The sequence below is a fragment of the Pacificibacter sp. AS14 genome (assembly GCF_038899935.1).
In the GTDB taxonomy this organism is placed as follows: Bacteria; Pseudomonadota; Alphaproteobacteria; order Rhodobacterales; family Rhodobacteraceae; genus Celeribacter.
The window spans coordinates 20,933-32,782 of sequence record NZ_JBBMQI010000001.1 but is presented as its reverse complement, the minus strand read 5'-3'; the positions used below and the strand labels follow the sequence as shown (position 1 = coordinate 32,782).

The window sequence follows — 11,850 nt, the reverse complement described above, 5'->3', positions numbered from 1 at the left end:
ACATCCTTTCCGCATGGATATGAACCAGCGCAGTCTCTCGTGGTCGGGCTCGCGGAAAAGGATTTTGCCCCGACCTATGAAATGCGCTCGAAAATAGCACTGGAGCTTTCATGCCACTATACGAGCATGTCTTCATTTCGCGTCAGGACTTGTCCAACGCACAAGCCGAGGGTCTCGTTGAGCACTTCTCAGCTGTTCTTGCAGACAACGGCGGCAAAGTCGTTTTCTCTGAGTACTGGGGCGTCAAAACGATGGCCTACAAAATCAACAAGAACCGCAAAGGTCACTACGCGTACATGCGTACAGATTCGCCTTCTGCTGGTATTCTTGAAATGGAACGCCTTATGCGCCTGCATGACGACGTGATGCGTATTTTGACCATCAAAGTCGACGAGCACGCGGACGGCCCTTCCGTTCAGATGCAAAAACGTGACGAGCGCGAACCGCGCCGTGAACGTCGTTAATCGTCAGATCAGGAAAGGACCATATCATGGCCGCTAAACCATTCTTCCGCCGCCGCAAAGTCTGCCCATTCTCTGGCGACAATGCACCTGCGATCGATTACAAAGACACACGTCTTTTGCAGCGCTACGTTTCCGAACGTGGCAAAATCGTTCCATCCCGTATCACTGCAGTATCTGCGAAAAAACAGCGTGAATTGGCTCGTGCCATCAAACGCGCTCGTTTCCTCGCACTTCTGCCATACGCTGTTAAGTAAGGGAGCTTAGACAATGAAAGTTATCCTTCTTGAACGCGTCGCAAAACTCGGCCAAATGGGCGATGTTGTTGCAGTAAAAGACGGTTACGCACGCAACTTCTTGTTGCCACAAGCCAAAGCTCTTCGTGCGAACGATGCAAACATTGCATCTTTCGAAGCACAAAAAGTTCAACTTGAAGCACGTAACTTGGAAACCAAAAAAGAAGCAGAAGCTGCTGCAGCGAAACTTGATGGGCAACAGTTCATCATCATCCGCTCTGCGTCTGATTCTGGTGCGCTCTACGGTTCCGTTACACCACGTGACGCGGCTGAAGCTGCTGAGGCCGATGGCTTCACAGTGGATCGCAAACAGGTTGCTTTGAAAGCCCCGATCAAAGATCTTGGCCTTCACGAAGTATCTGTTGTTCTTCACGCTGAAGTTGAAGCGACAATCGTTCTCAACGTTGCGCGCTCTGTTGAAGAAGCCGAACTGCAAGCTGAAGGTAAATCCATTCAGCAACTCGCAGCCGAAGCAGAAGCAGAAGCAGAATTTGAAATCTCTGAATTGTTCGACGAAATGGGCGCTGCCGCTTCTGAAGACTTTGGTGATGACGAAGAAGCACCTGCCGCTGAAGAAGCACCTGCTGAAGAAGAGTAATCTTCGACAGTATGACTGTTTTAGAAAGGCCTCGCATTTTGCGGGGCCTTTTTTTCGTGCCCTGTCCTAGTGTTCGCCGTTTTGACTTGCCGCCGTGCCCGCCGTGAGCGGGCTTTTGCTTTTGGCGAAGTCTTTGCTTTTGCCTTGTGCGTTGGTGGTCCACACTCAAGACAATTCATCAGGAGCCTTCAATGCGTATATCCCGCCGCACATTTGTTCTGTCGACCGCAGCCTTTTTTTTAACCGCTTGCGGACGCAAAAGAGAACGTAGGGCGTCGCGTCGCAATTACAATCCGCCTCTATTTCCAAATGAGACGCCGGAGCTGCGCGCGCTTATCAATAAATGGGCTGACTTTTACGAAATCCCGCGCGAGCTGGTCCATCGTCAAGCCGTACGAGAAAGCACGCACCGCCCCTGGGTGCGCAACGGGCCTTACTATGGCTTGTTACAGATCCTACCGCAGACAGCCCGCACCATGGGCCACCGCGGCGCGCCTGAGACCTTGCTCGATGCAGATGTGAACCTGAAATACGCAGGCAAGTATCTTAAAGGCGCTTACTTGGTGGCTGGCGGTGACATTGACGATGCCATGAAATGGTACGCACGCGGCTTTTACTATGAGGCCAAGCGTCTGGGATTACTGGTAGAGACCGGGTTGAGATCATAAATGAAGGTTTCTGCGATTTTCTTTACATCTCTCGCTCTCGGGACTGCGTTTGGCGCGGCTCATGCCCAAGAGACGACACCATATGTAGACTTCACCGGCCAGCATGTGGATTTTCCGGGCACCAAAAATGAGCGCATCATCACCACAGAAATTGTCGACACCTGCACACTGATAATTACCCACGAAGGATATCACGAAGATCACGGCATAGAAATTCTGTGGGTCGATCGCATAGATTTACGCGGCATGATGAACGCCAAAGCGACTGATATGACGTATAATCTTGATGGTTCTGCGACAAAGTTTTCGGGGTATTTCAGCTATAAAATGCGCGCACCTTTTGTGGTTGAACGCACCGTGCCGCTTTATAAAGCCCCCAAACCGCCGATCCTACGCGATGGACCTACATTAGGGGGACATAGCTATGTCATCGCTGCGCGTACACGTGGCGGCGCACTCATGCAGGACCTTGATCGCGACGACTATATTTTCGATTGGGTCAAGGCGTTGACGGTATACCAGCAAGACACCTGCATCACAGTCGGCTAACTCACCAAATTCAAAACAAACGCACGAAAAAAGCCGCCCCTATCTCTAGGAGCGGCCTCAATTTCTAACCTATCAGCATGGCACCCAAAATGGCTGCCGCGCCTCGGGTTGCACTGCCTCAGGCAGTTATGCGTCGTCGAGGGCTTCGACGGCTTTTTCGAGATCGTCTTTAGAGACTTCTTTCTCGGTCACTTCTGCGTTTTCAGCGATCCAGTCGACAACTTTGTCTTCAAAGATTGGCGCTTGGAGTTGCTGGCGCATTTGTGGGTTTTGTTGAACGAATTCAAAGAACTGACGCTCTTGACCTGGGTACTGACGCGCTTGGGTCATAACCGCTTGGGTCAGCTCAGCATCGGTAACTTCGATCTTTTGCTTTTGACCCATGTCAGCCAACAACAGACCAAGGCGCACGCGGCGTTCAGCCAAAGAAGTGTGCTCTTCAGTTGTTTCGATCTCTGGGTGATCGTGACCTTCAACTTCTGGGTTTTCTTCGTGCCACAGCTGGTGCGCGATTTGATTGGCTTCAGCTTCAACGAGTGAAGGTGGCAACTCGAAGGATACTTTGCCGTCGAGTTGGTCAAGAAGCGAACGTTTCATGATCGCACGAGACGCGCCTGCGTATTCGCCTTCAAGGCGCTCAGTCACCTGAGCTGTCAAAGCAGCCAGATCTTCGGCACCGAATTTTTTAGCCAATTCGTCGTCGATTGCCGCATCAGCAGGTGCTTTTACGTCTTTGATTTTGCATTCAAAAACAGCAGCCTTGCCAGCAAGGTTTTCTGCGCCATATTCCGCAGGGAATGTGACTTCAACATTTTTCTCTTCGCCAGTTTTGACGCCAATAAGCTGCTCTTCAAAGCCAGGGATGAAAGACCCTGAACCGAGCACAAGTGGGTAGTCTTCAGCTGCGCCGCCGTCGAAGGGCTCATTATCAACTTTGCCCAAGAAATCAAATACAACTTGGTCGCCATCAGCAGCAACGCCGTCTTTGGTTTCAAAGTTTTGAGCTGTTTTCGCGAGGTTCTCAAGAGCTTCAGTCACTTCCGCTTCAGAAGCTTTCACAACGAGTTTTTCGAGCTTCACGTCGGACAGGTCAGCGTCTGGAATGGTCGGAAGCGCTTCGTAAGTCACGTTGACGACAACATCGTCGCCCTCTTTCCAGTCTTCGCCGCCATCCATTTTCACATCAGGCTGGCCCGCAGGACGATCACCAGATGTTTCGAAGTGGGATGTCATTGCGCCATCAACAGTTTCCTGCATCGCTTCGCCAAGAACTTTTGGACCAAAGTTCTTTTTGAGCATCGCCATAGGCACTTTGCCTTTGCGGAAACCCTTCATTTCGATTTCTGGCTGCGCTTCTTTGAGCTTGGCGTTTACTTTTTCGTCAAGCTGAGCTGCAGTGATAGTGATCTGATAGCCGCGCTTCAGACCTTCGTTGAGGGTCTCGGTGACCTGCATGTTGGCGTCCTTTATTATACGTCTAGACTTTACGTCATCGTTAGACCGCCCGCAGGCAGCCCTATAAATCAGGGGTTCTTCTAGGGGGTCAGCTGCATGCTTGCAAGACGATTCCATAGGATCAACGCTGAACGCGACGCCTGAGGGCAATTTACCGAGTGTTGAAAGCAGGGCACAGTCTCGTTTCAGTCGAAATCACTCTACGAATTGAGTCCCATCATATTTTCAAAACTGTTAGGGGCTGAAACCAGAACATTAAAAAATTATTACTAAAGTCTTGGCGGCCTTAAATTTCCGGTTTTTCACTTTTATTTTGGCATCCCTATTATTTTGGCATCCCTATTTTTCGAATATTTCATGAGGCGAATTATGAACAAAAGCATTTTATATACTCTGGCCCTAACTGTGTCCTTTTTAAGCGCCTGCGGCCTTCCAACCGATGACGAAGATACTGCTGATGGCTACACAGGCAGTACGCCTTCAGGCCAAGCAAGTTACAATGTGTACGTCGCAAACCGCAACGACGCTATCTCAGTACTCGATGAGTTAGACACCACAGCAGTGTTGGCTGACGCACCTGCAAACGACACGGCGCGCCTTGAGGGCACCTATGCGATTAATTCAACAGAATCGTTCGGAACTGCGTTGGTTGGCGACATGACGATGAATGTCGATTTCGGTGCCGAGACAGTTTCCGGTTCTTTGACAAACAACTTTTTGGATCGCGATAACACCGCCGAAAGCGAAGTCACCGAACTGGATGGCAAAGTATCGTTTACGGGTTCACTTGATTTGGACCCAAATGGTGATTTCTACGACAGCACCAATACAGAAGCATGGCAACTTGAAGCCTCTGGCAAAGGCACATTGACCGACAGTGCAACGGAGACGGTAAGCAGCACACAATACCGTCTAGATTTTGATCTCTACGGTAATTTTTATGACACCACGGGTGTCGGTGACGTTGATGGTGTTGGTACCATTGGCGATGTTGCAGCGGGTGGCCTCATTGAAGGCAATGTCGATGTGACCACAGATGGCGACACAGTTATTTACGACATCACCAATTCCGAACTTTATGATGAGGACGGTGATTCCAGCGGCTTCCTAGTCTATGAGCTCGAGGACTAGGGGCACATATTGCTTGTGCTGCCTATGCTTCGCGCACTCAAAGACAAGGCTCAGCGCCTTTCAATCAAACCACTTATATTAGGTGGTTTGATTGTATGCGCTTATGCGTCTGCGCCGCTATCAGCACAGGCCCTCGACGCTCGGCAAGCTTTAGCACAGGTTCGTTTGGCGCAAGCAGATGTGAAAGCTGGAGATATAGGGCGCGCATTGCGCCGGTTTGAGTGGCTTTTGTTCAATGATACCGACAGCGTCAAGCGCTCAAAATTCTACCAAGACGCGCTACGGCAACTGACAGCCGAACGCCCTTTATCCTTTGGGATGTCCGCAGCTGTTTTGCCCTCTTCAAATGTGACACGCAGCAGCTCTGAAACGATTTTCCATACGGAGATCGGGGATTTTGTTATTGGTGACTCTGAGGATGACACAAGCGGTGTTGGTTTGCGTCTTCAGGCCAACGGGGCCTACACGCACACCTACGCGTTAGGGCGCGAAGTCTCAGCCAATCTAAGCTTTAGCAGCGCATTGTATAAGACCGAAAGTTTACGCAACACCACGCAAAAGCTCACTTTGGCGCACCGATGGCGCGAGCCAGGGGCGCAATACACGCTGTCCACATCGTTAGATCGCGCCATTTATCCAGATCTCGACACAGGCACATCCCCGAACAGCTGGGCACGCGGTTTGGCATTTGGCACGACACATATACGTAACAGTGGACATCAAGTGTCGCTGAAACTGTCGCTCAGTGATCGCGTATATAGTGAGCGCGATTACTTAGACGGGCTCACCACCACCCTGTCTGCAAGCTACAGTTTGCCAACAAGCCCCCGCAGCAGGCTGACCTTTTTGGGAGGTTTAGCTACAGCCAACTTACAGGCTGAACACTATTCCTATAAGGGGTATAATCTTGGCGCGAGTTACAGCTTTTCGCACCAAAACGGCTTATCTTGGGCCCTCGGGTACAAGGCATCAAAGCAAGACTATGACGATATTTTTACGGGCCTCTCGTATGCACGCGCCGACTCGACCAAAACAGTCACGGCAAGCGTTTCTCACCGTGACATTCAAATCGCAGGCAAGGTCCCGCGCCTTTCGTGTTCTACGCTGACCAACACATCAAACGTCGCCCTTTATGACTATACGTCTGTTGATTGCTCACTGACACTTCAGTTCGATTTCTGACGCTGACTTTAAACAGCCCAAGAATGGATGACGCTGTTGTACGACTAAAGCCCCTTGTCAGGCAGTTGTTACAATAGACGCAGTCATGTCGCCGCCAACTGTTACAAAAGCTTCGCCAAACCAACACATTTGTTAAACACACCATGCGTATCGATCCCCCTAACACGGGAGTACATGATGCTGCGTTTTAAATCTGTAACGAAATCTTTTGGCGCGAATACCGCCGTTCATGCGGCAAGTTTTGTTGTCGAAAAACCGATGATGATTGGCATCATTGGGCGCTCTGGCGCGGGCAAATCCACATTGTTGCGCATCCTGAATCGTCTCAATGATGCGACATCGGGCGAGATTACCTTTGAAGGTATGAATGTGACAGCCTTGCGCGGCACAGCTAAGCGCAACTGGCAATCACAATGCGCGATGATCTTTCAGCAGTTCAATCTTGTGCCTCGAATGGATGTTGTGTCCAACGTCTTGCACGGCACATTGAATCGTCGGTCCACACTGGCGACGATGTTCAACCTGTACCCTGATGCAGACATCCATCAGGCCATTTCCATTCTGGATCGTTTGGGGATTGCAGAACACGCGCCAAAACGCGCCGAAGCCTTGTCAGGTGGACAGCAACAGCGCGTCGCCATTGCCCGCGCTTTGATGCAAGACCCTAAGATTATTCTGGCCGACGAACCCATCGCCTCGCTTGATCCGATGAACGCACAAGTTGTGATGCAAGCTTTGCGCGACATTCACGAACAAGACGGACGGATGGTTATCGCCAACCTTCACACCCTCGATACTGCGCGTCGTTACTGTGACCGCGTGATCGGGATGCGCGCTGGTCGTATCGTTTTTGACGGCACGCCAGACCAACTGACCACAAATGTCGCCCGCGACATTTATGGCGCGGATGCCAGCTTTTCTGAGGCCACAACATCCACGCAAATTGAGACAACCGATGCGGCTGACAAATTGATGGCCGACATCCAAGCGCTTTAGCGCACAAAAATTCCCCCCTCTGCGCCCCATATTGGGTGCATTTCAACTTTGGAAAGACGAAGACCATGAAAAAGATCATCGCACTTGCACTGATGACCACAGCTATCTCTGGCGCAGCGTTTGCTGACTCAGAAATCACTGAATTCCGCATCGGCATCTTGGGTGGCGAAAACGCTCAAGACCGTATGAACAGCAACGAATGTCTTCGTGCTTATGCTGAAGACGCGCTCGGCGTTCCAACAAAACTCTTTGCACCAGCTGACTACAACGGCGTAATGCAGGGCCTTTTGGGCGGCACAATCGACATGGCTTGGCTCGGCGCATCTTCCTACGCTGGCATCTACATCCAAGACCCAGAAGCTGTTGAGCCAGTTTTGATCAAAATCAACATGGATGGCACATACGGCTACCACTCCATCGGTTTTGCGCGCAAAGACTCCGGCATCACGTCCCTGGCGGACATGAAAGGCAAAACGTTTGGTTTCGGTGATCCGAACTCTACGTCCGGTTACCTGATCCCTTCCATCGAGATCCCACAAGAATCAGACGAAATCACTATGGAATCAGGTGATTACTTTTCTGAAGTTAAATTCACTGGCGGTCACGAGCAAACAATCGTTGCTGTGAACAACGGCGACATCGATGGCGGCGTTTCTTGGGCTGACGGCCAAGGCGCATGGGAAGATGGCTTCAACTCCGGCGCCTTCCGCAAGGCTGTTGACGCAGGCTTGATCGACATGAACAACCTCGTAGAAATCTGGCGCTCCAAGCCGATCCCTGAGGGCCCTGTTGTGTTGCGCACATCTTTGCCAGACGACGTCAAAGCGACAATGACTGCGCTTGTTGAAGCAATGATCGACACCGACCCAGATTGCACCTACGGCATGGCTGCAGGCGAAACTCTCGGTTTCCAACCGATCACACATGCGGCCTACGAATCTATCGTTGCTGCACGTCTTTCAAAAGCCAACTAAGATCAATTTGATCTGATCTAGACCTCGCGCTTCGGTGCGGGGTCTTTTACAAGGACCTCCCCACATGGCCGATATCTCTGCTGCGTCCTTGGACGCGACCCGCGACCATTATCTTGCGCTGACCCGTCAGCGCCGCCTGTATGGCGGGATCATGCTGTTGGTCTTTATACTTCTTATGGCGTCTGGCTTTGCCATCGCAAATGATCGCAACGCTGGGGGATTTTTGCCCGGCCTGCCACATATTCTGGACTTTCCATCTGATCTGATTGCCGAGGCTTGGACCAAACGCGCCAATCTGCCGGGTCATTTGAGAGATGCTTTTCCGGCGCTGATTGAGACCATCAATATCGCAGCCGTTTCGACCCTCTTCGGGGGGCTCTTTGCCATCTTATTTTCGACCCTTTCGACCCGCGGCCTTGCGCCATTTCCGCGTCTGATCCCGGTGTTTCGCCGGATCATGGATTTGATGCGCGCGATCCCCGAAATTGTCACAGCCTTGGTGTTGATCTTTGTGCTGGGCGGGGGGCCGCTTCCGGCCGCCATCGCCATCGCCTTTCACACCGTTGGGGCGCTGGGAAAACTGTTTGCAGAAGTGAATGAGAACGCCGATTTGAAACCAATCGAAGGCCTTGCTTCGGTCGGAGCCACATGGTCGCAGCGCATCCTTTTTGGCCTTGTGCCACAGGTTGCGCCAAACTGGTTGTCCTATGCGCTCTTACGCTTTGAGATCAACATTCGCGCCTCAGCGATTTTGGGGTTCGTCGGCGCTGGCGGCATTGGCTATGAATTGAAAAACGCAATCTCTTGGGGGCAAGGCAAATTCGACGAAGCTGCGGCCGTGTTCATCCTCTTGTTCCTGACCATCGTTTTCTTTGACCAACTGTCCTCTTATGTCCGTAACCGTCTGACCTATGGAGCCGGAAAATGAGTTTTGTGACCGCAAACCTGCCCACCGAAGATCTTCACCAAAGCGCAAAAATCCTGATCGCGCGAAAACGCATCCTGACCTTTATCGCGCCGCTTATAGTGCTCGCGTATTTCGTCTATATTTTCTTCTCCTTTGACATCATGGGATTGGCGCAAAGCATCCGCCTTGAAAATGCGGCAACTTTGGTCTCCGACAGCTATAGCTATAAAACCGTGGTCGAACGCAACAACCGCAGGAAAGCCATCTCCGTCGCCGTCGAAGGCGAACGCAAAGGCACTTATGACGCCAGCAACTACCCGGCTTGGGTCAATGTCGGCGACGATACGGCGTCGATCACCCTCGATGATGGCGGCACGGTCGAAATCATCGGCGACATCGTGCGCTATGACGTGCCCGAATTTGGGATGATCGAGGCAACGCAAAACCGGACTGACGGGGTGACACTCAACCTTGACACGACGGATTTGCCGGACTGGATTTCCTATTCCAAAACCCGTGTGACGATTTCGACCGATGTGGCACGCGTCTCCCTGACGAAAGCGCGCACTGAGGTCTTTGTTTATGATTTCGGCTGGGAGCTTTTCTTCTTCACCCTTGATAGCCCCTATGCTGGGCATTCCTTATCTGAAATCGCTTTTGGTCCGCGTCTTGATCCCGCCCGCTCGAATTTGGCTGGGGCCTGGAGTGATTTTTGGAACAACGGCATTTGGCGACATGGCGAGACCGCTTGGGCGCTGTTCGAGACGATTTTGATGGCCTTCCTTGGCACCTTTGGTGCGGCGATTGTGGCCTTGCCTCTGGCCTTTATAGCGGCCAAAAACTTTGCGCCTTTCATTGCGGTGCGTTTGCTTGCGCGGCGCCTGTTCGATTTCTTGCGCGGCGTGGACGGGCTGATTTGGACCATCCTTTTGTCACGTGCTTTCGGCCCAGGCCCCATGACAGGCGCTTTGGCGATGTTGTTTACGGACACAGGAACCTTCGGCAAACTCTTTTCTGAAGCCTTAGAAAATGTCGACAGCAAGCAGATCGAAGGCGTCGCGTCCACAGGCGCCAAACCGATGCAGCGCTATCGCTTTGGGGTGATCCCGCAAATCGTCCCCGTACTGCTGTCACAAGTGCTATACATGCTGGAATCCAACACCCGCTCGGCCACCATCATCGGGGCGATCACCGGCGGGGGGATCGGGCTTTTGCTGACGCAGGCGATGATCACCCAAAAGGATTGGGAAGAAGTCACCTACTACATCATCTTGATCGTCCTATTGGTCATGGCTATGGACACCTTGTCTGGTTGGCTGCGCCGTAAGTTGATCAAAGGTGATGAGGGCGGCGGTCATTGATGACGACGGCCTTAATCACAGGGGCAAATCGCGGCATTGGCGCAGCTCTTGCAGCGGCAGCTCAGGCCAAAGGCATAACCGTCATTCGAGCCACACGCGCAGGTCAAGGTGGAGATATCTGCTTTGATCTGCGCGATCCCGAGGCTGTGCGAACGGCGATTGCCACGCTCGAGCAACCGATAGATTTGCTGATCAACAACGCAGGCATCATCGGGCCAGAGCGGCAATCGACAACAGACATGGATTTCGCAGGCATGGCTGAGACCTTCGCGGTGAATGTGGCTGGCCCACTGGCCGTAAGCACCGCCTGCCTCGACCTTCTGCGCCAAAGCCCTAACCCCCGTATTCTCACCATATCCAGCCAAATGGCATGGATGGGCTATGCCAAATCCGACCGCATCGCCTACCGCGCCTCCAAAGCGGCAGTGAACAAAGTGATGCAAGGGTTGGCGACGGATTTATATGGTGAAGGCATCGCCGTTGGCCTCATTGATCCGGGCTGGGTGCGCACGCAAATGGGCGGTAAAGCTGCCGAATTCAGCCCCGCAGAAGTGGCGCAAGGCATCATCGCGTTGGCGCAGAGTTTTACCCTAGAGCAGACCGGAAAATTCTTTAAATGGACCGGCGAAGAGAGAGCCTTTTAGCATGGCACGCTTAAGCACAGACAAACCTTTCATCCACACCGATTGTGATGTTGTTGACACCACCTTCGGTGCTTTCGTTGAAATCGGGCGCGGCAGCCGTTTGGCGCATTCAAGCTTGGATGATTATTCCTATTGCGACCGCTTTGCGGACATCGCCAACACCTCTGTCGGCAAGTTTTCCAACATCGCTGCTTTCGTGCGCATCGGTGCAACGGATCACCCGATGGAAAAGGCCAGTCTGCATCATTTTCACTACCGCTCTGCGGATTATTTTGATGATGCAAAACACGACGAAGCGTGGTTCGACCATCGGAAGTCGCGCCGCACAGTGATCGGCCACGACACATGGCTGGGGCACGGCGCGCAAGTGCGCCCCGGTGTCACCATCGGCCATGGCGCGGTTATCGCAGGCGGCGCCATCGTCACCAAAGACGTGCCCCCCTATATGATCGTCGCGGGCCTGCCAGCCGTTCCGCTTCGGCCGCGGTATGCCCCTGGCATTGCAGATCGGATGATGAGCTTGGCGTGGTGGGATTGGCCGCATGACGCCTTGCGGCGCGCCCTCGAAGATTTTCGCACCCTCAGCGCTGAAGCGTTTTTAGAGCGCTACGAATAACGACACGTTCAG

The 11,850-nt window shown here is 52.4% G+C and carries 14 protein-coding genes; 13 read left to right on the top strand and 1 reads right to left on the bottom strand.

The annotated features are described in order from the left end of the window. Window positions 1-110: 110 nt before the first annotated feature. The 5 genes from rpsF (at window position 111) to WNY38_RS00175 (ending at window position 2,572) form a co-directional block, all read left to right on the top strand. Window positions 111-464: a 30S ribosomal protein S6 gene (gene rpsF / locus WNY38_RS00195; protein ID WP_342855302.1), complete on the top strand. Its 354-nt coding sequence runs from the start codon at window positions 111-113 to the stop codon at window positions 462-464. A gap of 26 nt (window positions 465-490) precedes the next feature. After that, complete coding sequence (rpsR, locus tag WNY38_RS00190; RefSeq protein WP_123791505.1) at window positions 491-718, top strand: 30S ribosomal protein S18; 228 nt, start codon at window positions 491-493, stop codon at window positions 716-718. Between the two features lie 13 nt (window positions 719-731). Then, window positions 732-1,355, top strand: coding sequence for a 50S ribosomal protein L9 (gene rplI, locus WNY38_RS00185; RefSeq protein WP_342855301.1), 624 nt, complete (start codon window positions 732-734; stop codon window positions 1,353-1,355). A gap of 191 nt (window positions 1,356-1,546) precedes the next feature. Continuing rightward, window positions 1,547-2,023: a lytic transglycosylase domain-containing protein gene (locus WNY38_RS00180; RefSeq protein ID WP_342855300.1), complete on the top strand. Its 477-nt coding sequence runs from the start codon at window positions 1,547-1,549 to the stop codon at window positions 2,021-2,023. Continuing rightward, the gene (locus WNY38_RS00175) at window positions 2,024-2,572 is read left to right on the top strand and encodes a hypothetical protein (protein WP_342855299.1); all 549 of its coding nucleotides are present in this window, start codon (window positions 2,024-2,026) and stop codon (window positions 2,570-2,572) included. Between the two features lie 126 nt (window positions 2,573-2,698). On the opposite strand, the gene tig is transcribed toward WNY38_RS00175, so the two are convergent. Continuing rightward, the gene (gene tig / locus WNY38_RS00170; RefSeq protein ID WP_342855298.1) at window positions 2,699-4,027 is read right to left on the bottom strand and encodes a trigger factor; all 1,329 of its coding nucleotides are present in this window, start codon (window positions 4,025-4,027) and stop codon (window positions 2,699-2,701) included. A 369-nt stretch (window positions 4,028-4,396) separates the two neighbouring features. Here tig and WNY38_RS00165 point away from each other — a divergent pair, with 369 nt between their 5' ends. The 8 genes from WNY38_RS00165 (at window position 4,397) to WNY38_RS00130 (ending at window position 11,838) form a co-directional block, all read left to right on the top strand. Continuing rightward, window positions 4,397-5,158 (top strand): hypothetical protein, encoded by a 762-nt coding sequence (locus WNY38_RS00165; RefSeq protein ID WP_342855297.1) that lies wholly within the window; start codon window positions 4,397-4,399, stop codon window positions 5,156-5,158. Window positions 5,159-5,182: 24 nt separating this feature from the next. Further along, window positions 5,183-6,340: a surface lipoprotein assembly modifier gene (locus tag WNY38_RS00160; protein ID WP_342855296.1), complete on the top strand. Its 1,158-nt coding sequence runs from the start codon at window positions 5,183-5,185 to the stop codon at window positions 6,338-6,340. Between the two features lie 177 nt (window positions 6,341-6,517). Continuing rightward, window positions 6,518-7,336: a phosphonate ABC transporter ATP-binding protein gene (gene phnC / locus WNY38_RS00155; protein WP_342855795.1), complete on the top strand. Its 819-nt coding sequence runs from the start codon at window positions 6,518-6,520 to the stop codon at window positions 7,334-7,336. A gap of 65 nt (window positions 7,337-7,401) precedes the next feature. Further along, window positions 7,402-8,310, top strand: a complete 909-nt coding sequence (gene phnD, locus WNY38_RS00150; RefSeq protein ID WP_342855295.1) for a phosphonate ABC transporter substrate-binding protein — start codon at window positions 7,402-7,404, stop codon at window positions 8,308-8,310. Window positions 8,311-8,374: 64 nt separating this feature from the next. Continuing rightward, window positions 8,375-9,238: a phosphonate ABC transporter, permease protein PhnE gene (gene phnE, locus WNY38_RS00145; protein WP_342855294.1), complete on the top strand. Its 864-nt coding sequence runs from the start codon at window positions 8,375-8,377 to the stop codon at window positions 9,236-9,238. Continuing rightward, on the top strand, window positions 9,235-10,578 hold the full coding sequence (phnE, locus tag WNY38_RS00140; protein ID WP_342855293.1) for a phosphonate ABC transporter, permease protein PhnE: 1,344 nt from the start codon (window positions 9,235-9,237) through the stop codon (window positions 10,576-10,578). Before phnE (WNY38_RS00145) ends, phnE (WNY38_RS00140) begins: the two co-directional genes overlap by 4 nt. Continuing rightward, the gene (locus WNY38_RS00135) at window positions 10,578-11,222 is read left to right on the top strand and encodes an SDR family NAD(P)-dependent oxidoreductase (RefSeq protein ID WP_342855292.1); all 645 of its coding nucleotides are present in this window, start codon (window positions 10,578-10,580) and stop codon (window positions 11,220-11,222) included. The genes phnE (WNY38_RS00140) and WNY38_RS00135 overlap by 1 nt, the downstream gene beginning before the upstream one ends. Before the next feature lies 1 nt (window position 11,223). After that, complete coding sequence (locus WNY38_RS00130) at window positions 11,224-11,838, top strand: chloramphenicol acetyltransferase (RefSeq protein ID WP_342855291.1); 615 nt, start codon at window positions 11,224-11,226, stop codon at window positions 11,836-11,838. Window positions 11,839-11,850: the final 12 nt, after the last annotated feature.